Source organism: Amycolatopsis marina (assembly GCF_900111885.1).
GTDB classification, from domain to species: Bacteria; Actinomycetota; Actinomycetes; order Mycobacteriales; family Pseudonocardiaceae; genus Amycolatopsis; species Amycolatopsis marina.
The window spans coordinates 25,908-47,659 of record NZ_FOKG01000029.1; the positions used below are offsets into that span (position 1 = coordinate 25,908).

The window sequence follows — 21,752 nt, forward strand, 5'->3', positions numbered from 1 at the left end:
TCCCTCGTGACGGCCTCGGCCGGTCCGCGCGACGGTATCCCACCCCACCGACAACGGCTGCGCATCTCACTGGGCAGACCCCGGTCTCTAGGCTGTGCCCGATGTTGACTCCAGTAGACAAGGTGCTCGCCGAGCACGGCGTGCACACCGGCCCACTCCGCAGCGCGATGACCAGGCTGCGCGCCGGATGGCAGGAGTTCGACCAACTGGTCCGCGAGTCGACCGCACCACGCCGCAGCCTGCAGGAGCTGCTGGACGCGCTCGGCGACGACCTCGAGCGCGACGGCGACGCCCTCCGGATCCAGCCCGCCAGGGCGCAGACGTACGCGCATCTCGACGTCCCCGGAACACCGGACGACCTCGGGCCGGACGCCGAACACCTGTCGGTCCTCGCAGGACTCATCGAGAACGTCCCGCCGCCACTGGCCGCGTTGGACCACGTGCAGGCAACGGCGGAAACCGTGCTGCGGCGCGCACTGTGGCTGGACACCCGGTACGACCTGCGACGGGCCCGGCTCGTGCTGCTCGGTGATCACGATCTCACCTCGCTCGCCATCCGGCTGGTCCGGCCGGAGGCCGAGGTCACGGTGGTGGATCTGGATGATCGGGTGCTGGAGTATCTCGACCGGCACAGCGATCGCAGTGTCACCACGATCCATGCCGATCTCCGGATCGGACTTCCGCCAGCCGTGACCGGCAGCGCCGATCTTGTCTTCAGCGATCCGCCGTACACGCCGGAGGGCATGGCGCTGTTCGCCGCCCGCGGAGTCGAGTGCCTCGCCGATCCACCGAAGGGCAGGCTGCTGCTGGCCTACGGCTACAGTCCCCGGCATCCCGCACTCGGCGCGCAGGTGCAGCGGGAACTCGCCGGGATCGGGCTGGTGTTCGAGAGCATCGTGCCGGACTTCCACCGTTACCACGGCGCGCAGGCCATCGGCAGCGCCGCGGATCTCTACGTCTGTCAGCCCACCGGGCACGCCCGCAAATCCGGTGGCGCCAAGGGGCAACCGGGCATCTACACCCATGGCCCGCAGTCGGTGGAGTCAACCGCGACCGCCGCCGATCTCCTGGCGGCGCTGGCGGCCGTCGCGGGCGAAGGCGGGCAGCGGGTCGAGCAACGCAGGGCGGACTGGGCGAAACCGGTGTCGGCGCAGGCGGGTACCGCGATCACCATGGACCTGACTGCCGATCCAGGGCCGTGGCTGCTTCGCGCCCTGCTCGCGACGAACGCCGAGCGCGTCGCGGTGCTGTTGCCCAATGCCCATCCCGACCTGGCCAACGCCGACGCCCAACGCGCGTTGTCCCGACTGGTTGGCCCGAAGTACCGGCTCCGGCTGCTGCGCAGCACGCCGGACAACACCCACGCCGTGGTGGTGGCGGATGCCGCCCCACCGCAGGACGGCACCGCCACCGTCCGGCACGCGGTGTGGACGAGAGCGCACGGCAAGCTGGGCAACACCGGGCGGGAGGCGCTGATCGCCGCGTCCGGCGGCACGATGACCAAGAACGAGGCTCGCGACCGGATGTCGGCCATCGCACCCGACCTGCTCGACCTCCGCCTGATCGACCTTCCACGCCACCGCATCGCCCAACTCGCCGCGGCCCTCTCCTCCTGACGGCTCCGGGCGGGGGCTTGCCTCAGGCGGTGACGCCGTCCTGGGCAGCCGCCTTCGCCACCGCGGCGGCGACCTCGGGCGCGACCCGCGGGTCCAGCGGACTCGGCACGATGCGGTCGGTGGCGAGGTCGTCGGTAGCGACCGCCACGATGGCGTCCGCCGCCGCGATCTTCATGTTCTCGGTGATCGCCCGCGCACCAGCGTCCAGCGCGCCACGGAACACACCGGGGAACGCGAGCACGTTGTTGATCTGGTTCGGGAAGTCACTGCGTCCGGTGGCCACGACAGGGGCGTACCGGGCAGCGACCGCGGGGTGCACCTCCGGGTCCGGATTGGACAGAGCGAACACGATCGGGTCCTTGGCCATCGTGCCCAGCAGGGTCTCGTCGATGGTCGACCCGGACAGCCCGAGGAAGATGTCCGAGCCCTTCAGCGCGTCCGCGAGTCCACCCCGCAGACCCCCCGAGTTGGTCGTCCCGGCGAGCTCTTCCTTGATCGGGTTCAGGTGATCCCTGCCCTCGTGAATGATGCCCTTCGAGTCGAGCACGACGACGTCGCCGATACCCGCGGCCTGCAGAATCCGGGCACACGCGACACCGGCCGCACCCGCGCCGGAGATGACCACCCGCTGATCGGCCATGGCCTTGTCCAGCACCAGATTCGCGCCGCGCAGCGCGGCGAGCGCCACGATGGCGGTGCCGTGCTGGTCGTCGTGCATGACCGGGCAGTCCAGCGCTTCCTTGACCTTCGCCTCGAGCTCGAAGCACCGCGGAGCGGAGATGTCCTCGAGGTTGACCGCGCCGAAGGACGGACGCAGCCGCACCAGCGTCTCGACGATCTCGTCCACATCCGTCGTGTCGAGCACCAGGGGAATGGAGTCGAGTCCGGCGAAGGTCTTGAAGAGCACCGACTTGCCCTCCATGACCGGCAGCGACGCGCTGGCGCCGATGTCACCGAGGCCGAGGACCGCGGTGCCGTCGCTCACGACGACCACCAGGCGGTCCGCCCAGGTGTAGCGCTCCGCCAGGGACGCGTCCTCCGCGATCGCCCTGCTGACCTTGGCGACGCCAGGCGTGTAGGCGATGGACAGGTCACGGGGTTGCGAGATCGGCCTCGTCGCCGCCACGGACAGCTTGCCGCCCTCGTGGCCGCGGAAGATCTCCTCATCGGTCACCGGCGAGGCATCGCCCGCGATCGGCGGCGACGCATGCGCGGCGGTGTCCTTGCTGACCTGGTCGTTCATGGCGGTTCCTGTCATTGAATCGATCGCCGGCCTCGCGACGTGAACGTTGGACACTTCAGTTCTCCCGAAGTTGTGGGTGGGGCCGACTGCGGTTGACCCAGCATTATCGTCCCCGGTGACTTGAGCTCCTCCAGCACGGCGATCCCGGCGCGGTAGCGCAGGTCACCGGCGAGGCGTCCGTCGATTGGCCGTGGTGCGGCATGACCGCGAACGCGGCGGTCCTATCAGTGTGACAGGCCGGGTACCGGTTGCGATCCCTCGGTGCGGCTGAGGTCACACAATTGATCGAATTAGTGCAGGTCAAACCGGCAATCGCAAGACGTCCGTCCGGTTTGGTTGGCTCGAAAACGGCACTGGCTAAGGTGTCGGGCATGGACGCGCGAGAATTGGCTGTACGGGACGCATTCGAGTTCACCCCGCGGACGTTCCCGGACAGCCGTGGCGTCTTCGTCGCGCCGTTTCAGGAGTCCGCCTTCGTCAAGGCGGTCGGGCACCCTCTGCACGTCGCGCAGGTCAACCACAGCAGGTCCGTGCGCGGAAGCATCCGGGGAATGCACTTCGCGGACACCCCGCCAGGTCAGGCGAAGTACGTTTCCTGCGCCCGTGGCTCGTTGCTGGACGTCGTGCTCGACGTCCGGGTGGGATCGCCCACATTCGGCCACTGGGACGCCATCCGGCTGGACGACGTCGAGTGCAGGGCGGTGTACGTCGCGGAGGGGCTCGCGCACGGGTTCGTCGCACTCGAGGACGACACGGTCATGACGTATCTCTGTTCGACCAGCTACAACCCGGCCGCGGAGCACGGCTTCACTCCGCTGGACTCCGATCTCGCCCTGCCATGGCCAACGGACCTGGCTCCCGTGCTCTCGGCGAAGGACGCCTCCGCCCCCACCCTTGCCGACGCCGAGGCCGCCGGGCTGTTGCCTCACTACCAGGACTGCGTCGCCCACTACGAGCGGCTGCGCTCCCGCTGACCTGGCGAGTCAGGCGAAGTCCTCGGCCAACACGCGCTCGATGTTGCGCTCGGCGAGTGCGGTGATCGTGACGAAGGGGTTGACCCCCGTGCTGCCCGGGATGAGCGCGCCGTCGGTGACGTAGAGGTTCCGATAGCCGTTCACCCTGCCGTACAGATCCGTGGCCTTGCCGAGCACGGCGCCGCCCAGCGGGTGGTAAGTGAACCGGTTCTCGAAGGCGCGCGTGTCCCCGAAAAGATCGGTGCGGTAGATCGTCGAGTTCGCCCTGTTGATCCGGTCGAACAGCGCCTTGGCCGCGTCGATGGACGGCTGCCCCTGCGACTCCGCCCAGTGCAGCCGCGCGGAGTCCGTGGTGGCGTCGTAGGTGAAGTGGCCGCGTTCCGGGTTCTTGGTGATGGCGAGATAGAGGCTGGCCCACGTTTCGAGCCCGGCGGGCATCGGGGCGATCTCGGCGAAGACCGGGTGCACCGGATCGTCCCAGTTGTCGATGCCCAGCGCGGGCATTCCCGACTGCAGAGTGCCGGTCGTGTCCCACATGTGGTTGGCCCTGCCGAGCATCACGTTGCCGTTGGTACCCCACCCCTGGCCGACCTGCTCGTCGAGGTCCGGCAGCCTGCCGGTCTCCCTGGCCCGCAGCAGCAGTTCGGTGGAGCCGACACTGCCCGCACCGAGAAAGAGGTGCCGGGTGCTGATCTGCCGGACCGCGAGGACTCCCCCGTCCGGATTCAGTTCCCGGACGGACAACGTGTAGCTGCCGTCCTGCTGCCGGGTGATGTCCCGGACCTCCTGCAGCGTCTGGATCGTCACGTTGCCCGTGCCGAGCGCGGCGGCCAGGTACGTCTTGTCCAGTGACAGCTTGCCGTGGTTGTTGCCGTAGATCACCTCGGACGCGAGAGCCGACCTCGGCACCTCCTGCGCCTCCTCCCGCTCGAGGTGGCCGAAGTCGTAGACGCTCGGCACGAACGCAGTGGTGAAGCCGGCCTTTTCCGCATGCTTGCGGGAGAGTCGCGCATAGGCGTACGAGCGGCAGGACTCGAACCAGTCCCGGTCCACCTCGTTCACGCCCAGTTCCGCATTGGCTCTGGGAAAGTAAGTGCCGTACATCTCGTCCGCATCGACCTCGGGCAGGACTTCGGCGAAGTAGTCCCGGCGCGGGGTCACCGCCATCGCGCCGTTGACAAGGGACCCGCCACCGACGCCGCGGCCCAGGAATACGGACATGTCGCCGTGGTGCACCCGGTCCAGCACACCGGCGTGAGGACGGATGTCGCGGTTGGCCAGATCCAGCCACAGGAACGAGGCCAACGGCGCCTCGGTGCGGCGCTTGAACCACATCGACCGCTCGTCCGGCCTGAGCATCGAGCAGAAGATGTTCCCGTCCGCTCCCGGCGTGTTCCACAACTGGCCCATCTCGAGCATGAGCGTGGGAATTCCTGCCTCGCCGAGGCGCAGGGCGGTCACCGCGGCTCCGTAACCGGTGCCGATCACGATCGCGGGCGAGAACGGCGGCATGCCCTGGCTTGCCGCGGCGGCCGGATCGGCGGAGACCGCCGTCATTCCCACCGCGGCCGCGGAGTTCAGCGCGGCGAGACCGAGGAAGCGGCGACGGGACAGGGCAGAAGCTGTCATGCCCTGCACCGTCTCGCGAAGTAGTCGATCATGGCAAGCAGTTGAGTTAACGGTGTTCACGGCAACGAGGTCGGCGCCGTTGATTTCACCCTGTTGGCCCAGTGTCAACGAACGTCAGGGGTGCGCTCCGGGCGTTCCCTGATGTGCGACCCAGCACCTTCGGCGAGGGTTTGACCATGACCAAAAGACATCTGCGCCGCGCGCTGGCGGCACTGGCCGGAGCCAGTCTCATCGCCACCACCGCGGCCGTCCCGGCCATCGCGCAGCAGCCTTCGGGATTCGACTTCACCGCCTGTCCCGCCATTCCCGCAGGCGCCGATCCCGCCAAGTGGCGATGCGAGGTGCTCATCTCGACGGGCACGCTGAGTTTCGGCCGGATCCGGGAACTGCCCCTTCGCGAAATGCGCCTCACCTTCGCCGAAGGCACGCTGGACGGCCGCTTCGCCCAGGTCTTCGGGTCACTGGAGGCCGAACCCACGCCACTGCCGGGCGCGCCGCGCACGACGGTCCAGTTGCGCTACGCGGGCTACTCCGACTTCGAGTCCAATGACGAGCGCAAGGGCGAGATCGACCTCGCGCTCCGCGTCCGAGGGCCGTTACTGGCTCCCGGCTGCACGATCGGCGAGGAGCAGAACCCGATTCATTCGGAGATTCAGCAGGTCGGGCCGACAGAGGTGATTTCGGCGGACCCGCCCGTCCTGCGGTTCACGTCGGTGGATGAACAACTCGCGGTGCCGGCCGCGCGCCACTGCGGCCGTCTGGGCAGGTCGCTCAATCGTTGGCTCGACCTGCCCGCGTCGTCCGGCGAGAACGTCCTCCGGCAGACGACGCACGTCGGCCTGCGTCCGTACACCGCTATTTCCGCTGGGTGACCCAGATCGTGATGGTGCCGGTCACCACGGGCCTGCCTGCCCGATCGGAGATCGTGACCGGGACGGCGACTTCGGTCCCCTCGGCGCCGAATTCGGGGATCTCGGCGAGTTCGGCCACCGCGGTCAGCCCGGTCTCCGCCTTCGCGACGTACTCGACGGTCATACCCTTCGGCAGCCAGCGGTGGGTGGCCGGCACCGTTGCCTCGGCCAGCATGCCCATGGCGATCTCCGCCAGATTGCAGGCGGCGATGGCATGGAAGGTGCCGATGTGGTTGTGCACACCCCACCACTTGGGTGCGCTCACCACACACCGACCCGGTTCCAGTTCGCGCACGGCGGGAAGCACCGTCCGGAAATAGGGCACCCGCAGGCACATCGCGGCGGAGAACAACTGCTTCCCGCCTGGCCGGGAGACCAGCTTCCGCCACATCGCGAAAGTAGGGCTCTGCGCCATCATTTCTCTCCGTTCGCCGATCGCGACCTTCACCCAGCCGCAGGTTACTGATCGGTAGCTTAGCGTTCGGACGACTATATTCGCACCCGTGGAAAATCGGCTGTACTTGATCCGGCACGGACAGACGGAGTGGTCGGCGAACGGCAGGCACACCGGCCGCACCGACCTTCCCCTCACCGCCGACGGGGAGCAGCAAGCCATCGCGGCGGGAGAGGCACTGCGAGCGCTACGCGGTGACGCCGAGGGCGTCGTGCTCTCCAGCCCACGCAGGCGGGCACTGCGCACGGCCGAACTGGCCGGGCTCGACGTCGCGGACATCACCGAAGACCTCGCGGAGTGGGACTACGGAGACTACGAGGGCATCACGACCGAGGAGATCCGGCGCACGGTTCCCGGCTGGACCGTGTGGTCGCATCCGAGCCCCGGCGGCGAGACCGCCGCACAGGTCTCGGCGCGGGCGGACCTGGCACTGGAGCACGCCCGTGCGGCCCTGCGGCGGACCGATGTGATCCTCGTCGGGCACGGACACTTCGGCCGCGTACTCGTGGCAAGGTGGCTCGGGCTCGAGGCGAACGCCGGCGTCCACTTCAGACTGGATCCGGCCGGCGTGACCGTCCTCGGCCACGAACGGGGCGTGCCCCAGATCCGGCAACTGAACGTCCTTCCCAGCTGAAAGGCTCTACCGTGACCGACAACCGAATCCGTCGCATCCGTCCGGCAGATGTCGACGCCGTCGTCGGACTGGTGTACGAGCTCGCGGAGTACGAGAAGGCCCCGCAGGAATGTCACCTCGACGCCGAACAGCTGCACAGCGCCCTGTTCAGCTCGGCGCCCGCGTTGTTCGGGCACGTCGCCGAGGTCGACGGCGAGGTCGTCGGCTGCGCACTGTGGTTCCTCAACTTCTCCACTTGGCGCGGGGTGCACGGGATCTATCTCGAGGATCTGTACGTGCGGCAGAGCATGCGCGGCTCCGGACTGGGCAAGGCGCTGCTCACCGAACTGGCCGCCGAGTGCGTACGGCGTGGATACGGACGCCTGGAGTGGTCGGTGCTGAACTGGAACAGCCCGGCGATCGAGTTCTACCGGTCGATGGGCGCCGAGGCAATGGACGAGTGGACGGTGTACCGGCTCAGCGACGAGGCACTCACCAAGGCCGGAACGGCCTGAACGCCAGGACCTACCCGTTCTCTTCGCGTTCCCTGCGAGCCGCACGCCCCTCGGCGCTGTCCCGCCAGGCCGCGTCCTCCTCGCTCTCACCCTCCATCAGGCCGAGCGCCCACGCGCGCGACGGCACGCGGAACAGCAGCACGATGATCAGGACACCGACGACCATCAACGGGATACCGAAGGCGGGCTGCCCGGACGGGCCCGCGCCGTACCACCCGATACCCACCAGCAACAACGCCACGACGACGCCCGGCGATCGGGCCCACGTCTTGCCGAGGACCAGTCCCGTCGCGCAGGCGATGGTCCCCGCCCCCATGACGGCGTAGTAGACGACCTCGGCGTAGACGTTCTCGGTCCCACCCTCCGCTCGGGTGAAGGAATCCACCAGCAATGCCACGGCCAGCGCGAACATGACCAGGCCTGGAAGCGCGGTCAGCCCACCGGCAAGGCGCACCTCGCGCGGGGCTGGAGAAAACTTGTCGGCGAGCGGCACGGCTACTGGGCCTTCCGAACTGCTGGTCGGAGCACGAATCCGCCCGAATGGGTGACCGTGCGTGAACACCTCCGATGGTATGCCACCCGGTCGGCCGTTTTCGCGGACCCGCTGATAGGACGAAGATCTCCAGTGTCGTCGATGAGCGGGCGGTCGCCTGGGTGCACTTGTCACGACAGCCGAAAGTCAGTCGATCTCACTGACGAACGGAGGAAGGCCGGCACAGGAAGACGTGTGAGGGGCATGCACAACTCGGTTGGCGGGGGCCGCCCGGAGGGTGGCTCGCGGCGGCCGAGTGCAGGTGGCATCCGCACGACAGCCGCACCTGCGCGCGTGCATGACGCTCACTTGCACAGGCCTCCCACGTCTTCGCGAGGGTGACGAGCTTCGCATCATGCCATCCCCGTGAGCCGCCCAATCGGGTGGCGATCTCACTTACTCTCGGGTAATGCGTGCAGTCCTCGTCGTGAACCCACAGGCAACCGCGACCACCCCGGGTGGCCGTGATGTCCTGGCGCACGCACTGGCCAGTGAGGTCAAACTCGACGTCGTGGAGACCGATTACCGAGGGCACGCCCTCGCGGTGGCGCGCACAGCGGCCAGGGACGACATCGACCTGGTCGTGGCACACGGCGGTGACGGCACGGTGAACGAGGTCGTCAACGGACTGCTCGCCGACACCGCGGGCAGGGCCGGCGCCCGTTCGGTGCCCATGCTCGGGGTCGTCCCCGGCGGCTCCGCGAACGTCTTCGCCCGCGCGCTCGGCCTGCCGCGGGATCCGGTCGAGGCCACCCACCGCCTGCTGCACGCCATCGAGGAGCGACGCGGTCGCCAGGTCGGCCTCGGCATCGCGAACGACCGCTGGTTCACCTTCAACGCCGGGCTCGGGTGGGACGCCGATGTCGTGGCCGGAGTCGACCGGCGGCGCGGCAAGCGCACCAGTCCCACCCTGTACATGCGCACAGCACTGGCGAGTTACCTGCGCCCGCCCCTCGGCAGGCCCGCGCTCACCGTCCGGGTTCCCGGCGCGGAGCCGGACGAGGTGCGCACGGCGTTCATCTCGAACACCGACCCCTGGAGCTACCTCGGATCCCGGCCGGTGCACCTCAACACCGACTGCTCCTTCGACACGGGACTCGGGCTGTTCGCGCTGCGCAGCCTCGGCCTGCCGAGCGTCCTGCGGCACCTGCGCCAGGCCCTGCGGCCGAACAGCAAGCATCGCGGCCGACGTCTCCTACGTCACGACGACCTGGAAATAGTCCGCATCGACGCCGAAGAGCCGGTAAACTTTCAGGTAGACGGGGATCTGGTCGGCCGTCGGACGAGCGTGGAGTTCATCAGCGTGCCCAACGCGCTGACCGTCGCTGTCTGACGGTCAGGAGTGTCCAAGTGATCGCTCGCGGCAAACTCCGGTTGCCGCTCGTCGACTGAGATGCTCCACTCACCGCATCGTCTCTTCCCCCGGAAGAGTCGTTTCGGGCAGAAACCGCAGGTCAGGCCGGTCGCTCGGCCGGGTGAGCTGACTCACCGATCTTCGGAAAACCCTTGTCGAACTCGGTGCTTCGTGAAAGCATTCACAAGCACCCCAAAACGACCGCCAAGACGACTGTGGCGTGGAGTACCGCGCCCTTATAAGGAGTTCAAGAAATGGATTGGCGCCACCGCGCAGCCTGCCGCGACGAGGACCCCGAACTGTTCTTCCCCGTGGGAACGAGCGGTCCCGCCGTCCTACAGGTCGCCGAGGCGAAATCCGTGTGCCACCGCTGCACCGTAGCTTCTGACTGCCTGGCCTGGGCACTGGCCAGCGGACAGGATGCAGGCGTGTGGGGCGGCATGAGCGAGGACGAGCGTCGCGCACTCAAGCGTCGCCGTGCTCACATCGGCACGCGTAGTAACGCCTGAGCATAAGAAGTTCGCGGAATGGCCACTCTCGTAACAAGCAAAGGCGTTGCACGCCAAGCGAGGAACGAGCGCGGCCGATCGACACCGCCCGAGGGAACGATGAGTAGCGGCGGATTCGGGTTGCACCGATTCCGCCCGAGAAGTGTGATTCGAAGTAGTAGCTAGTCCCGGCGAACCGGATCTCGGCTGACGAGCCGATCAGGATCAGGTTCGCCATCGCGTGGCCATACGGCACGCACTTCCGGACATTGCGACGTCAGCCTGGCGCAGGAGGGCTGATGGAGCGCAGTCCGGTCTACATTGGATCTTTGCCGATCCGGGCCGTTCGGCCTGATCGAGCAGAGCCTCCCGCAATACACGTTCGAGGGTCGGCACCGTTCTCCTTGGTGCCGACCCTCGAACGTTTGCGTGCTCTTTTTCCTTCAGTGGCAACAGAAACTGTCAGAGACGGCGACTCAGCGGGATTCGCAGAGCGGCTTCCGTCCCCCCGGCCTCAGCGCCGCGCAACGACAGCGATCCGCGCAATTCGGATTCCACCAGAGTCCGGACGATTTGCAGACCTAGTCCGTCCGCGCGTTCCAGGGAGAACCCCGGCGGGAGACCGCGGCCGTCATCCCGGATCAGGACGTCCATCCGGCGAGCTGATCGCTCCACCACGATTTCCACCGTGCCCGGCCTGCTGCCCGGAAACGCGTGTCCCAGTGCGTTCTGCACGAGTTCGGCGATAACCATGACCAACGGGGTGGCGATCTCGGCGGCAACGACACCGAAGGAACCGGTACGGGCCAGCCGGACCTGAGTTTCGGCCGTGGCGACCTCACCGACCATCGGCAGCACGTTGTCGAGCAGCTTGTCGAGATCGACCCGCTCGTCGACCGACATCGACAGTGCTTCGTGCACCATGGCGATCGACGCCACCCGCCGTACCGACTCTCCGAGCGCCTGCTTGGCCTCGGGACTGGGCGTCCTGCGGGACTGCAACCGCAGGAGCGCCGCCACGGTCTGCAGGTTGTTCTTCACCCGGTGGTGGATCTCCCGGATGGTCGCGTCCTTCGACAGCAGCGCCCGGTCCCTGCGCTTCACCTCGGTGACGTCACGCACCAGCACGAGCGCACCCGCGGGCTGGCCCGCCGGCCGCAGCGGCAGCGCCCGGAAGAGCACCACCGCCCCCCTTCGGGAGTCCACCTCGATCCGGCTGCTCGGCTTTCCCGCCAGTGCGTCGAGGATCCGGTGCGACACCTCCGTGGCATCGAACGGATCGCGGATGAGCGACCTGGTCAGTGGCGCGAGCCGGGCACCGACCAGGTCCGACTCGTGACCCATCCGGTGGTACGCCGACAGCCCGTTGGGACTGGCGAACACCACTCCGCCCCCGGTGTCGAGCCGGATCAGTCCGTCGCCCACCCGCGGGCTCGTGTGGACGTCGGCGCCTGTGCTGCCGGTGGGAAACGTCCCGTCGGCGATCATCTGGCAAAGGTCGGCCGCGCTACCGAGATAGGCGATCTCCAGCGGGCTCGGCACCCGGGGTGCCGCGAGGTTCGTCTCCCGGCTCAGCACGGCGATCACCTCGCCACCAAAGGTCACCGGAATCGCCTCCCTGCGCATCGGCAGGTCGAGGTACCAGTGTGGATCCTCTTCGCGGCAGATGCGCACCTCTCGCATCGCCCTGGCGAGCTGGGGATGGTCCCCAGTGGTGAACCGGGTACCGACGACGTCCTCGGGGTGCGCGGTGGGGGCTGTGGTCGGCCTGGCCTGCGCGGCGCAGACGAACTCGCCGGAGTCGCCCAGGTGCCCGCCGTCGTCGACCGGAACCCAGAGCAGGAAGTCGGCGAACGACAGGTCCGCGAGCAGCTGCCACTCAGCGACCACCATCTGCAGATGGTCGGCGGCCTCCCCGGATAGCCCGCTGTGCTCGCCGAGCAGCTCGGCAAGGGTGGACATCGATCTACCTCACTTCACCTCGGCCATCTGGGCTGCCCCGCTGGCACATGTCTTCGCAATCCAATCAGACCCGATGCTCCTCGACATGGCCCGGGCATTGACGGCAGAAGGCACGTGACACACTGGTAGGCAGCCCGGAGCCCCGCGGGTGTCCCGCGCGGGCCCGACCGCAGACACACGAGGAGACGATATGTCGAAGCGAGCGAGGAAGCGTCGCGACCGCAAGAAGAACGGTGCGAACCACGGCAAGAAGCCCAACTCCTGAGTCGGGCGCGTAGCAGCTACGACGAAGGGCCCCGGTGCCAGGATTGGCGGCACGGGGCCCTTCGTCGTACTCAAGTCATTCGGTGCGCTGCTCCACGCTGATCTCGGTGTGCTCGACCGTGACCCCGCGCCGTTCCTCGACCGTCCGGCGGATGGAGGCGCGCAGTCGGTTCTTCAGTCCGTCGGGCGCATGCTCGCCACCGCACTTGCGGGCAAGTAGCTGCTTGATCTGCTCGTCGATGCCGTACTGCTCGAGGCACGGCGGGCAGTCGTCGAGGTGACGACGAAGCTCCGCCTCGTGCTCCGCGCTGCACTCCTTGTCCAGGAGCAGGTAGATCTCAGCCAGCGCCTCGTCGCAGTTGACCTCTTCGGAGCCTCCGCAGGCGTCGTTCATCGCCCTGCCACCTCCTGCCTGGTGGAACGGATGAAGCCACGGTCCCTGGCCACGTCGGCAAGCAGGTCACGGAGCTGGCCACGACCGCGATGCAGCCGGGACATCACCGTGCCGATCGGAGTGTCCATGATCTCGGCGATCTCCTTGTAGGCGAAACCCTCCACATCCGCCAGGTACACCGCGAGCCGGAAGTCCTCGGGCAACTGCTGCAGCGCCGCCTTGACGTCGGTGTCCGGAAGGTTGTCCATCGCCTCGACCTCGGCCGAGCGCAGGCCCTTCGACGTGTGGCTCTCCGCCTTGGCGATCTGCCAGTCGGTGATCTCCTCGGTCGGCTGCTGCAGCGGCTGACGCTGCCGCTTGCGATACCCGTTGATGTAGGTGTTGGTCAGGATCCGGTACATCCAGGCCTTGAGGTTCGTGCCCGCCTTGAAGGAGGCGAACGCGCCGTAGGCCTTGAGGTAGGTCTCCTGGACCAGGTCCTCGGCGTCGGCCGGGTTGCGCGTCATGCGCATGGCCGCCGAGTACAGCTGGTCCAGCAGTGGCATCGCTTCGCGTTCGAAACGCTCGGTACGCGCGTCAGCATCCTCGTTGACGGTTGCGGACTCGGCTACCTCGGCCGTGGACTCCGCCGGGTCATGCGTGCTCGGCAAACCGTTCCTTTCCCGATCCTCGTCGGTTGCAGTCCGCACTGAGCTGTACGGGCTACGTGACGCACCCGTAGTGGCGTGCGAATACGACTCATCCGAGGATACGCGGCGGGCGGGACGTCGGCCCGTTGCGGCGGGTACGACGGTGCGCAGCTGCGTGCGCGAAACGGTGGTTGCTAGCTCGGTCAACACGTTCCGTACAACATCAGGGGCCCTCGGAGCATTCCCCGGGGCTCTGACCAGCCGAAGGTCGTTAGGCTCTCGTCCTGTGGCAGGTAAGGGCACGCCGGCGACCGCGCTGCTGGCGAAGAAGAAGGTCGCACACGAGCTGCATTCCTACGAGCACGACCCGAGACACGAGTCCTACGGTTCTGAAGCCGCCGAACTACTCGGACTGGTGCCAGAGCGGGTGTTCAAGACGCTGGTGGCCGAGGTCGACGGCAAGCTGGTGGTCGGAGTGGTGCCGATCACCGGGCAACTGGACCTGAAGGCGCTCGCCGCGGCTGTGGGCGGCAAGCGCGGCCGGATGGCCGACGCGGCGGCCGCGCAGCGGGCCACCGGGTACGTGCTGGGCGGGATCTCACCGCTCGGGCACCGCAGCAGCCTGCCCGTGGTGATCGACTCCACGGTGCGGCGGTTCGACACGATCTACTGCTCGGCGGGCCGTCGTGGCCTGGAAGTGGAACTGGCTCCCACCGCGCTGATCGAACTGACCAAGGCCGTGGTCGCGGACATCCGCGGCTGACCCGTATCGCACTTTCCCGGGAAAGTGCGATACGGGGCGTACGCAACTACCGCACTTTCCCGGGAAAGTGCGAGGTTGCTCACTCGTTCGAGGGTCAGGTGAGCGGGCGCAGGACGCGCTGCAGCCATTCGGTGCAGGCCCGGGAGACGGCGTCGAGGTCCGCCCGGAGACTGTGGTCCCCGGCCACCTGGACGATCTCGTGGTGCCGGCCCGACTCCGGCTGGCCGAACGGGTCCCCTTCGCCCTGCACCACCAGCGTCGGAACCTCGACGGCGTCCAGCTCGGGCTGACGGGTCTTCTCCGGCTTGCCCGGCGGATGCACGGGGAACGCCAGGCAGAGCACCGCGACCGCCTGCCCCGCCGCCGCGGTCCGGCAGGCGACGCGCGCCCCGGACGAGCGGCCGCCGAACACCAACGGCAGATCGTCGAGCCAGCGCGCGGAGAGCTCCTCCGCGACCGTCAACCAGGCCTCGTCCAGCTGTCCGGCAGGCGCGGGCGCCCTCCTGCCCGCCACCCGGTACGGCTGCTCGACCAGCACGACGTGCACGCCGGCGGCCTGTGCGGCCCTGGTCACCGCGACCAGGTCGTCCGCCTCGATCCCACCGCCCGCACCGTGGCCGAGCAACAGCGCGGCCACGCCCTCCTCGGCACAGTGCAGCTCAGCTCGCGCGGGCCCGAAGGCGGTGTCGATCTCGGTGGTGGTCATGTCATGGCCGGGGCAGGTCGAACAGGGCACCGTCGAGGTCGGTGGCCCCGACCTCGACACGCTCGAGCAGATCAGGCCCGTTGTTGCGGACGTTGTTGACCCTGGTGGACACCGGCCGCAGTTCCAGCGAGTCCACCACGTCCGGTGCGGGCGGGGCGAGCAGATCGGTGGCATCGGCGCGGTCCGGATCGAGCCACTCGTCCCACCGGTTTCGCGGCATGAGCAGCGGCATGCGGTGGTGGACATCGGCGAGTCTGCCGACCGCGTCGGTGGTCAGCACGGAGAAGGTGATCAGCGGATCGGCGTCGTCGCCCTGCTTGGGATCACGCCAGCTCTCCCAGATTCCGGCAAAAGCCAGCGAAGAGCCATCGTCGGACGTCATGAAGTACGGCTCCTTCGGGCCCTTCTTGCCGCCGTCGACCGTCTGCCGCCACTCGAACCAGCCGTCGGCGGGCACCAGGCACCGGCGCCGGGACAACGCCTTGCGGAACGCGGGCTTCTCCTTCGCGGTCTCCGCCCTGGTGTTGATCATCCGGTTGCCGACGGCGGGATCCTTGGCCCAGAACGGAACCAGCCCCCACCGCATCACCCGCAGGCTGCGCACGGCCGGTTCCTCGTCGAGCACCGTTCCCTCCGCGTCGCGGGGGTGTCGCTGCACGACGGTGACCACGTTCTTGGTGGGAGCCACGTTGAAGTCCGCGGGCGGAGCCGCACCCTCGGTGGCGTCCACCGCATCGAACTCCGCGATCAGCTTGGCCGGGTCCTTCGTCGCGGCATAACGGCCACACATCGGCCCACCACCTCCGTGTCCTCGTGTCGAACGCGCGATCGTGCAAGCCATCGTGGCACGGGCAGGCAGTGATCGCGAACGACACCAGTTGGCCCGTCCAGCCCGATAGGGGATCATCATTGTCGACCGCAGTGGCGAACGTCGCCGCAGGTGACGCAGGAGGAAGTGACGGGTTTGGCCCGCAGGGACTGGCGCACGCTGGATGAGACCGACGTCCGGGTACGACCGGGCAAGGGGACACGGCCACGCAGCAAGCGCCGCCCGGCACACGCCGATGCGTCCACCGCACTGGTCACCGGGGTGGACCGCGGCCGCTGGACCTGTGCCGTCGAACGCGACCCTGCGCGGGTGGTCACCGCCATGCGGGCCAGGGAACTCGGGCGCACGCCTATCGTCGTCGGCGACACCGTCGGTCTCGTCGGAGACGTCAGCGGAAAGGCGGACACCCTGGCGCGGATCGTCCGGGTGGACGAGCGCGCGAGTGTGCTCCGCAGGACCGCCGACGACACGGACCCGTACGAACGGGTCGTCGTCGCCAACGCCGAGCAGCTGCTCATCGTCACCGCGCTCGCCGATCCGCCACCGCGCACCGGGTTCATCGACCGCTGCCTGGTCGCCTGCTACGCCGGTGGGCTCGAGCCGGTCCTCTGCCTGACCAAAGCGGACCTCGCGGGGCCGGAGGACCTGCTCGCGCAGTACGCCGACCTGGACGTACCGGCGATCGTCACCCGGCACGACGAAGACTCCCCCGAGCTGATCGAGCGGCTGCGCGATCGTGTGTCCGCGCTGGTCGGCCACTCGGGAGTGGGCAAGTCGACGCTGGTGAACCGGCTGGTTCCGGACGCCCACCTCGCGACCGGGGTGGTCAGCGCGGTCGGCAAGGGGCGGCACACCTCGGTCAGCGCCGTGGCACTGCCACTGCCGCAGGGCGGCTGGGTGGTCGACACACCGGGCATCCGATCGTTCGGCCTGGCACACGTGACCGCGGACGACATCGTGTTGTCGTTCCCGGAGTTCGCGGCCGCGGCGGAGGAATGCCCCTCTGGCTGCGGGCACCTCGGCCCACCCGAGGACCCTGGCTGTGCGCTGGAGGAGGTCGTCGCGTCCGGCACCGCCCGCGCGGGGAGGCTGGAGTCACTTCGCCGGCTGCTTTCCTCACGAGCCGGGATCGAATCGTGACCTACGCATGAAATTCGGCTGGGCACCTGGGGGGACGCCGGTCGTGCGAGCCATATCGGGAGCCGGAAAGACTCGTCCTGCCGGGCATGAAACCCTGAGGGGCAGTCGAACGTCCTATCCATGTAGATGACAGTTGAGTGCTTTGTGAAAGCAGGGGATCTGATGCGTAAGACAGCTCTCGCGGCCGGCGGTTTCGCGCTGGTCATCGCGCTGACCGGATGTGGCGGAGGCGACGACAACGCTTCCGGAAACGGCTCCGGAGGAGAGCTGTCCTCACCGTTCGGTTCCGCCCAGGAACTGGTCAGGGCTGCCTCGGCGCAGACCGAGAAGAGCAAGAGCTCGAAGTTCACCTTCGAGATGGACATGGCCGGGCAGAAGTTCAGCGGCAACGGTGAGGGCCTGTACGACGGTGACAACACCGCGATGTCGATGAACATGGATGTCCAGGGACAGACCATGGAAATGCGGATCGTGGACAAGGTCCTGTACATGAAGATGCCGGCGCAGGCCGGCATGACGGCCGACGGCAAGCCCTGGGTGAAGATCACGCCCGGTGGTGACGACCCGATCTCCAAGTCGATGGGCGACTCGTTCGACCAGATGGCCGAGCAGAACGACCCGAGCAAGACTCTCGAGCAGATCGAGAAGGCCGGGACCATCACGAACACCGAGCAGGTCGAGCTGAACGGTGAGCAGACCACCCACTACTCGGTCGAGCTCGACATGAAGAAGCTCGCCGAGCAGATGCCCGACTCCCCGAACGCCAAGGCCGTCGAGCAGATGCAGGGCAAGATCGACACCCTGCCGATGGAGCTGTGGCTCAACAGCGACCAGCTGCCCGTGCAGATCGTGATGGACATGTCCAAGATCGCCGAGGCCGCCGGTCAGCCTCAGGCAGGCGGACAGATGACGATGAAGTACACCGACTGGGGCGCGCCGGTGGACGTCGAGGCACCGCCTGCCGACCAGGTCGGTGAATTCTCGATGCCGAAGTAGTCAGCAGAATCAGCAGGGGCGCCGCCGAACCGGGTTCGGCGGCGCCCCTGCTGTGTCAGGTCCGCGTCAGCCCATGTGTGGGTACTCGATGCTGGTCGGCGCGTCGAAGGTCTCCTTGATCGACCTCGGGCTCGTCCATCGCAGCAGGTTGAACATCGACCCCGCCTTGTCGTTGGTGCCGGAGGCACGGGAACCGCCGAACGGCTGCTGACCGACGATGGAACCGGTCGGCTTGTCGTTGACGTAGAAGTTGCCCGCGGTGAACCGCAGTGCGCGGTGTGCCTGCTGCACCGCGGTGCGGTCGTCGGCGAAGACGGCACCGGTCAGCGCGTACGCGGCAGCGGTGTCGACCACCTCGAGCATGCGCTCGTACTCGTCGTCGGGGTAGACGTGCACGGCGAGGATCGGTCCGAAGTACTCGGTGGAGAACACGGCGTGTTCCGCGACGTCGGACACCAGCACCGTCGGCTCGACGAAATAGCCAACCGTGTCGTCACAGTTGCCCCCGACCAGGACGCTCAGCGCCGGGTCGTCCTCCACACTGGACAACAGTTCCTTGTGCTTGGCGAACGCCCGCGCGTCGATCACCGCACCGCCGAACAGGGACAGGTCGGTCACATCGCCGTACTTGACCGTTCTGGTGAGGTCCGCGAGCTGCTCACGGACACCGCCCTCCCACAGCGATCGTGGGATGTAGGCCCTGGACGCAGCCGAACACTTCTGGCCCTGGTACTCAAAAGCACCGCGGACCAGCGCCGGGACGAGCTTGTCGACACGAGCCGAGGAATGCGCGATGACGAAGTCCTTGCCACCGGTCTCGCCGACGATCCGGGGCCAGCTGCCGTAGGCGTCGAGGTTGTCCGAGATCGTCCGCCACAACATCTTGAACGTCCCGACCGAGCCGGTGAAGTGCAGTCCCGCGAGACCGGGGTCGGTGAGCGCGACCTCGCTGACGGCGTGGCCGTCACCGGTCACCATGTTGATGACGCCGGGAGGCAGCCCGGCCTCCTCGAACGCCTGCATCGTGTAATGCGCCGCCAGCTGCTGTGTGGGTGTCGGCTTCCACACGACCGTGTTGCCCATGAGGGCGGGAGCGCTTGGCAGGTTGCCTGCGATCGCGGTGAAGTTGAACGGGGTGATGGCCGTGACGAACCCGTCCAGCGGCCGGTACTCCATCCGGTTCCAGACACCTGGCACCGAGTTGGGTTGTTCGGCGAGGATGCGGCGGGCGTAGTGCGCGTTGAAGCGCAGAAAGTCGATCAGCTCACACGCCGCGTCGATCTCGGCCTGCTGGATGGACTTCGACTGGCCGAGCATGGTCGCCGCGTTCAGCGTGTCCCGGTAGGGCCCGGCGATCAGATCGGCTGCCCGCAGGAACACCGCGGCCCGTTCGTCGAACGGCAGCTCGCTCCATTCGCGAGCGGCGCCCTTCGCTGCCGAAACGGCGTCCGCGACGTCCTCCTTGGTCGCCTGTGCCGACACACCGAGCACGTGACCGTGGTCGTGCGGCTGCACGACGTCGAACGGTGTACCGCCACCGAGCCTGCGCTCACCGGCGATGGTCTGGGTCAGCTCGTGCTTCTCGGACTCCAGTTCGGCCACCCTGCGCTGGAGCGACTCGCGTTCAGGCGTGCCTGGTGCGTACGTGAGCACCGGCTCGTTGGCCGGGGTCGGAACGGTGGTCACCGCGTCCATGATGTGTATCGCCTCCTGGTGGTTCTCCGCCTCGTGAGCGGTCTGCACCCCATCCTGACACCAGGATGCCAGTTGCGCGCTACATCAGCTCCAGCAGAAACGGCAGCTCCTGCGATGCGTACCAGGCGAGTTCGTGGTCCTCGGCCTCGCCGAGAACGAACTCCGCGTCGGCGTCGCCGAGGTCGGCGGCATCGATCTCGGCAGCGGCGGCGCGTACCGCGGGCTCCGCCTCCGGTGCGTCCACGTGCACCGCGGCGACGTCGTCCAGCGCGACGGGGCCGCCGAGACGGACCACGGCGTGGTCCAGGTCAGGACGCAAGGTCACGTCCTCGACGTCCACCGAGACGACCACCCTTCGGGGCAGCTCCGCGTCCGCGTCGGCGGACTCCTGCTCGTCGCCGAGTGCCGCGCCGATCAGCCGCAGGGACGCCCGCGCGGCGTCCATCAGCGCGGCGTACTCGAGTTCGTCGGTCGATCCGCTGGTGTACGACTCGCGCAGCGCGGGCGTCAGGGCGAACCCGGTGCCGCTCACCGGCATGAACTTTCCGTCCGAGACCAGCTGCCGCAGCATGCCGATCGTCGCGGGTAGATAGACCCTCACCAGTGCATCCCTCGCAATTCTTCCAGCGACTCCTCGATCATCCCTGCCAGCAGGTCCACATCAGACACTGCTTTCCGGTCGCCGTTGAGTCCGAAATAGACGTTACCGTGATAGGACGTGACGCCGATCGCCAGCGCCTGGTTTCGCACCAGGGGAATGATCGGGAACATTTCGGTCATCTTCGCCGGTCCCGCGTACAACGGATGCTGCGGCCCGGGCGAGTTGGTGATCAGCAGATTGAAGATCCGGCCGGAGAACGAACCGGCCGCCCTCGCGCCGAGCGAATGCAGCGTGGCGGGCGCGAAACCGCCTACCCGCAGCAGTGCGCGCGCGGTCACCGATCGCCCCGAATCCAGGTGCTCGGCCATCGCATGGCCGATGTGCTGCAACCGCAGGACCGGACTTGGCTCACCGACAGGCAGATCAACCAGGTACGAGTCGACCTGGTTGCCGATGAAACTGGCCGAGGAGAATTCCCCGGCTTCGACGTCGCGCACGGCCAGCGGCACGAGCGCGCGGATGGTGCTGTCACCGTCCAGGCTCGCGCCCCTGGACAACAGCCACTGCCGCAGTCCACCGGTGATCGCCGTGAGGACGGCGTCGTTCACCGTGCCACCGTGCTGGGCGCGCACCCTGCGGTAGTCCTCAAGACTCGTGCGCACCACCGCGAACACCCGACCGCCCGACACCCGCACGTTGAGCGGACCTGCCGGTGCGGGCCGGGCCACGGTCCGCAGGGCGGAGGCGACTCCGCCGACCGTGCCCACCACCTTCTCCGCCGTCGCGACGGCGTCCTGTGCCGCCGACCGGACGTTCTCGACCAGTTCGCCAGGGCGCTGCACGGTCTCGCTGAAGGCGTCGAGGAGTAGCTGGCCGCGGCTGGGTTGCCTGCGCGGAGCCCACGTGTCCTCGCATGGCTCGCAGTCCTGCGGTGTCGTGTCCAGGATGAGCTGGCCGAGTTCGATCGTGCCGACGCCGTCGACCATGGCCTGGTGCGACTTGGTCACCAGCGCGATGCGGTCACCCGTGAGGCCCTCGACGAAGTACGCCTCCCAGAGCGGGCGGTCCTTGTCCAGCGGGCGCGACATCAGCCGGGCGACCAGGTCGAACAGCTGGGCGTCGGTGCCGGGAGCAGGTAGAGCCGAACGGCGCACGTGATAGTTCAGGTCGAAGTCCACGTCGTCCACCCACACGGGACGGGCGAGATGGCCGGGCACGGCCATCACCCGCTGCCGGTAGCGCGGCAGGAAGACCAGGCGCTGCCCGATCAGGGCGAGCAGGTCCTCGTAGTCGAACTCCTGGCTCGGCCGTTCGAAGATCGCCACTCCGCCGACGTGCATCGGCGTGGCCGGGTCTTCCACATACAGGAAGGAGGCATCCAGCGCGGAAAGGCGGTCGGGCATGCCCTGATCCTGACACAGGTGCGAGACTTGCCGCCGTGGGT

General features: G+C 68.0%; 23 protein-coding genes. 11 read left to right on the forward strand and 12 right to left on the reverse strand.

Annotation, left to right across the window (positions count from 1 at the left end; all coding sequences use genetic code 11):
• Nucleotides 1-101 precede the first annotated feature (101 nt).
• Complete coding sequence (locus tag BM199_RS29930) at nucleotides 102-1,616, forward strand: bis-aminopropyl spermidine synthase family protein (protein WP_177242855.1); 1,515 nt, start codon at nucleotides 102-104, stop codon at nucleotides 1,614-1,616.
• Nucleotides 1,617-1,638: 22 nt separating this feature from the next.
• On the opposite strand, the gene BM199_RS29935 is transcribed toward BM199_RS29930, so the two are convergent.
• The gene (locus tag BM199_RS29935; RefSeq protein ID WP_091678735.1) at nucleotides 1,639-2,859 is read right to left on the reverse strand and encodes an NAD(P)-dependent malic enzyme; all 1,221 of its coding nucleotides are present in this window, start codon (nucleotides 2,857-2,859) and stop codon (nucleotides 1,639-1,641) included.
• 371 nt (nucleotides 2,860-3,230) lie between these two features.
• Between BM199_RS29935 and BM199_RS29940 the strand changes: the two genes are divergently transcribed.
• Nucleotides 3,231-3,833, forward strand: a complete 603-nt coding sequence (locus BM199_RS29940; protein WP_091678741.1) for a dTDP-4-dehydrorhamnose 3,5-epimerase family protein — start codon at nucleotides 3,231-3,233, stop codon at nucleotides 3,831-3,833.
• A gap of 9 nt (nucleotides 3,834-3,842) precedes the next feature.
• On the opposite strand, the gene BM199_RS29945 is transcribed toward BM199_RS29940, so the two are convergent.
• The gene (locus BM199_RS29945) at nucleotides 3,843-5,462 is read right to left on the reverse strand and encodes a GMC oxidoreductase (RefSeq protein ID WP_091678746.1); all 1,620 of its coding nucleotides are present in this window, start codon (nucleotides 5,460-5,462) and stop codon (nucleotides 3,843-3,845) included.
• Nucleotides 5,463-5,638: 176 nt separating this feature from the next.
• Between BM199_RS29945 and BM199_RS29950 the strand changes: the two genes are divergently transcribed.
• Nucleotides 5,639-6,334, forward strand: coding sequence for a hypothetical protein (locus tag BM199_RS29950; protein ID WP_245788908.1), 696 nt, complete (start codon nucleotides 5,639-5,641; stop codon nucleotides 6,332-6,334).
• Here the strand turns inward: BM199_RS29950 and BM199_RS29955 are convergent.
• Complete coding sequence (locus tag BM199_RS29955; RefSeq protein ID WP_091678849.1) at nucleotides 6,318-6,788, reverse strand: hotdog fold domain-containing protein; 471 nt, start codon at nucleotides 6,786-6,788, stop codon at nucleotides 6,318-6,320. The two genes, BM199_RS29950 and BM199_RS29955, sit on opposite strands and share 17 nt — an antisense overlap.
• A gap of 88 nt (nucleotides 6,789-6,876) precedes the next feature.
• Here BM199_RS29955 and BM199_RS29960 point away from each other — a divergent pair, with 88 nt between their 5' ends.
• Together BM199_RS29960 and BM199_RS29965 are read left to right on the forward strand one after the other, a co-directional pair.
• Nucleotides 6,877-7,461, forward strand: a complete 585-nt coding sequence (locus BM199_RS29960; protein ID WP_091678750.1) for an acid phosphatase — start codon at nucleotides 6,877-6,879, stop codon at nucleotides 7,459-7,461.
• An 11-nt stretch (nucleotides 7,462-7,472) separates the two neighbouring features.
• The gene (locus BM199_RS29965) at nucleotides 7,473-7,955 is read left to right on the forward strand and encodes a GNAT family N-acetyltransferase (RefSeq protein WP_091678755.1); all 483 of its coding nucleotides are present in this window, start codon (nucleotides 7,473-7,475) and stop codon (nucleotides 7,953-7,955) included.
• 10 nt (nucleotides 7,956-7,965) lie between these two features.
• Here BM199_RS29965 and BM199_RS29970 read toward each other — a convergent pair whose 3' ends face one another.
• On the reverse strand, nucleotides 7,966-8,517 hold the full coding sequence (locus tag BM199_RS29970; protein ID WP_425425618.1) for a hypothetical protein: 552 nt from the start codon (nucleotides 8,515-8,517) through the stop codon (nucleotides 7,966-7,968).
• A gap of 379 nt (nucleotides 8,518-8,896) precedes the next feature.
• Here BM199_RS29970 and BM199_RS29975 point away from each other — a divergent pair, with 379 nt between their 5' ends.
• Together BM199_RS29975 and BM199_RS29980 are read left to right on the forward strand one after the other, a co-directional pair.
• Nucleotides 8,897-9,820 (forward strand): diacylglycerol/lipid kinase family protein, encoded by a 924-nt coding sequence (locus tag BM199_RS29975; protein ID WP_091678759.1) that lies wholly within the window; start codon nucleotides 8,897-8,899, stop codon nucleotides 9,818-9,820.
• Between the two features lie 275 nt (nucleotides 9,821-10,095).
• Complete coding sequence (locus BM199_RS29980; RefSeq protein ID WP_091678762.1) at nucleotides 10,096-10,350, forward strand: WhiB family transcriptional regulator; 255 nt, start codon at nucleotides 10,096-10,098, stop codon at nucleotides 10,348-10,350.
• Between the two features lie 441 nt (nucleotides 10,351-10,791).
• Here BM199_RS29980 and BM199_RS29985 read toward each other — a convergent pair whose 3' ends face one another.
• The gene (locus BM199_RS29985; RefSeq protein ID WP_091678765.1) at nucleotides 10,792-12,291 is read right to left on the reverse strand and encodes a sensor histidine kinase; all 1,500 of its coding nucleotides are present in this window, start codon (nucleotides 12,289-12,291) and stop codon (nucleotides 10,792-10,794) included.
• Between the two features lie 190 nt (nucleotides 12,292-12,481).
• Here BM199_RS29985 and BM199_RS35285 point away from each other — a divergent pair, with 190 nt between their 5' ends.
• Nucleotides 12,482-12,556 carry a 50S ribosomal protein bL37 gene (locus tag BM199_RS35285; RefSeq protein WP_369299112.1) on the forward strand — a complete coding sequence of 25 codons (75 nt, stop codon included), beginning with the start codon at nucleotides 12,482-12,484 and terminating at the stop codon, nucleotides 12,554-12,556.
• 75 nt (nucleotides 12,557-12,631) lie between these two features.
• Here the strand turns inward: BM199_RS35285 and rsrA are convergent, their stop codons facing one another.
• Together rsrA and BM199_RS29995 are read right to left on the reverse strand one after the other, a co-directional pair.
• Nucleotides 12,632-12,949: a mycothiol system anti-sigma-R factor gene (gene rsrA, locus BM199_RS29990; RefSeq protein ID WP_091678767.1), complete on the reverse strand. Its 318-nt coding sequence runs from the start codon at nucleotides 12,947-12,949 to the stop codon at nucleotides 12,632-12,634.
• Nucleotides 12,946-13,599, reverse strand: a complete 654-nt coding sequence (locus BM199_RS29995; protein WP_177242856.1) for a sigma-70 family RNA polymerase sigma factor — start codon at nucleotides 13,597-13,599, stop codon at nucleotides 12,946-12,948. The genes rsrA and BM199_RS29995 overlap by 4 nt, the downstream gene beginning before the upstream one ends.
• A gap of 265 nt (nucleotides 13,600-13,864) precedes the next feature.
• Here BM199_RS29995 and ybaK point away from each other — a divergent pair, with 265 nt between their 5' ends.
• Nucleotides 13,865-14,341, forward strand: coding sequence for a Cys-tRNA(Pro) deacylase (gene ybaK / locus BM199_RS30000; RefSeq protein ID WP_091678772.1), 477 nt, complete (start codon nucleotides 13,865-13,867; stop codon nucleotides 14,339-14,341).
• Nucleotides 14,342-14,435: 94 nt separating this feature from the next.
• Here the strand turns inward: ybaK and BM199_RS30005 are convergent, their stop codons facing one another.
• Together BM199_RS30005 and BM199_RS30010 are read right to left on the reverse strand one after the other, a co-directional pair.
• Nucleotides 14,436-15,047 carry an alpha/beta hydrolase family protein gene (locus tag BM199_RS30005; RefSeq protein WP_091678775.1) on the reverse strand — a complete coding sequence of 204 codons (612 nt, stop codon included), beginning with the start codon at nucleotides 15,045-15,047 and terminating at the stop codon, nucleotides 14,436-14,438.
• 1 nt (nucleotide 15,048) lies between these two features.
• A complete protein-coding gene (locus BM199_RS30010) occupies nucleotides 15,049-15,837 on the reverse strand; it encodes an SOS response-associated peptidase (protein WP_091678777.1) in 789 nt (262 codons plus the stop codon).
• 174 nt (nucleotides 15,838-16,011) lie between these two features.
• On the opposite strand from BM199_RS30010, the gene rsgA reads away from it, so the two are divergent.
• Both rsgA and BM199_RS30020 read left to right on the forward strand, forming a co-directional pair.
• Nucleotides 16,012-17,016: a ribosome small subunit-dependent GTPase A gene (rsgA, locus tag BM199_RS30015; RefSeq protein ID WP_091678855.1), complete on the forward strand. Its 1,005-nt coding sequence runs from the start codon at nucleotides 16,012-16,014 to the stop codon at nucleotides 17,014-17,016.
• 162 nt (nucleotides 17,017-17,178) lie between these two features.
• Nucleotides 17,179-18,012, forward strand: a complete 834-nt coding sequence (locus BM199_RS30020) for an SCO4651 family lipoprotein (protein ID WP_091678780.1) — start codon at nucleotides 17,179-17,181, stop codon at nucleotides 18,010-18,012.
• A gap of 66 nt (nucleotides 18,013-18,078) precedes the next feature.
• Here BM199_RS30020 and pruA read toward each other — a convergent pair whose 3' ends face one another.
• From pruA to BM199_RS30035, 3 genes are all read right to left on the reverse strand, one after another.
• Complete coding sequence (gene pruA, locus BM199_RS30025) at nucleotides 18,079-19,707, reverse strand: L-glutamate gamma-semialdehyde dehydrogenase (RefSeq protein WP_091678856.1); 1,629 nt, start codon at nucleotides 19,705-19,707, stop codon at nucleotides 18,079-18,081.
• 79 nt (nucleotides 19,708-19,786) lie between these two features.
• Nucleotides 19,787-20,308 carry a DUF6912 family protein gene (locus tag BM199_RS30030; protein WP_091678783.1) on the reverse strand — a complete coding sequence of 174 codons (522 nt, stop codon included), beginning with the start codon at nucleotides 20,306-20,308 and terminating at the stop codon, nucleotides 19,787-19,789.
• Nucleotides 20,305-21,711 (reverse strand): WS/DGAT/MGAT family O-acyltransferase, encoded by a 1,407-nt coding sequence (locus BM199_RS30035; protein WP_091678786.1) that lies wholly within the window; start codon nucleotides 21,709-21,711, stop codon nucleotides 20,305-20,307. The genes BM199_RS30030 and BM199_RS30035 overlap by 4 nt, the downstream gene beginning before the upstream one ends.
• Nucleotides 21,712-21,752: the final 41 nt, after the last annotated feature.

Excerpts from the sequence above, each read along its gene's own strand:
- pruA (WP_091678856.1), bottom strand. The coding sequence starts at position 19,707 with ATGGACGCGGTGACCACCGTTCCGACCCCGGCCAACGAGCCGGTGCTC.
- BM199_RS29930 (WP_177242855.1), top strand. The coding sequence starts at position 102 with ATGTTGACTCCAGTAGACAAGGTGCTCGCCGAGCACGGCGTGCACACC.
- rsrA (WP_091678767.1), bottom strand. The coding sequence starts at position 12,949 with ATGAACGACGCCTGCGGAGGCTCCGAAGAGGTCAACTGCGACGAGGCG.
- BM199_RS29935 (WP_091678735.1), bottom strand. The coding sequence starts at position 2,859 with ATGAACGACCAGGTCAGCAAGGACACCGCCGCGCATGCGTCGCCGCCG.
- BM199_RS30005 (WP_091678775.1), bottom strand. The coding sequence starts at position 15,047 with ATGACCACCACCGAGATCGACACCGCCTTCGGGCCCGCGCGAGCTGAG.
- BM199_RS30010 (WP_091678777.1), bottom strand. The coding sequence starts at position 15,837 with ATGTGTGGCCGTTATGCCGCGACGAAGGACCCGGCCAAGCTGATCGCG.
- BM199_RS29975 (WP_091678759.1), top strand. The coding sequence starts at position 8,897 with ATGCGTGCAGTCCTCGTCGTGAACCCACAGGCAACCGCGACCACCCCG.
- BM199_RS29955 (WP_091678849.1), bottom strand. The coding sequence starts at position 6,788 with ATGGCGCAGAGCCCTACTTTCGCGATGTGGCGGAAGCTGGTCTCCCGG.
- BM199_RS30020 (WP_091678780.1), top strand. The coding sequence starts at position 17,179 with ATGCGTAAGACAGCTCTCGCGGCCGGCGGTTTCGCGCTGGTCATCGCG.
- BM199_RS29980 (WP_091678762.1), top strand. The coding sequence starts at position 10,096 with ATGGATTGGCGCCACCGCGCAGCCTGCCGCGACGAGGACCCCGAACTG.
- BM199_RS29950 (WP_245788908.1), top strand. The coding sequence starts at position 5,639 with ATGACCAAAAGACATCTGCGCCGCGCGCTGGCGGCACTGGCCGGAGCC.
- BM199_RS29940 (WP_091678741.1), top strand. The coding sequence starts at position 3,231 with ATGGACGCGCGAGAATTGGCTGTACGGGACGCATTCGAGTTCACCCCG.
- BM199_RS30035 (WP_091678786.1), bottom strand. The coding sequence starts at position 21,711 with ATGCCCGACCGCCTTTCCGCGCTGGATGCCTCCTTCCTGTATGTGGAA.
- BM199_RS29985 (WP_091678765.1), bottom strand. The coding sequence starts at position 12,291 with ATGTCCACCCTTGCCGAGCTGCTCGGCGAGCACAGCGGGCTATCCGGG.
- BM199_RS29945 (WP_091678746.1), bottom strand. The coding sequence starts at position 5,462 with ATGACAGCTTCTGCCCTGTCCCGTCGCCGCTTCCTCGGTCTCGCCGCG.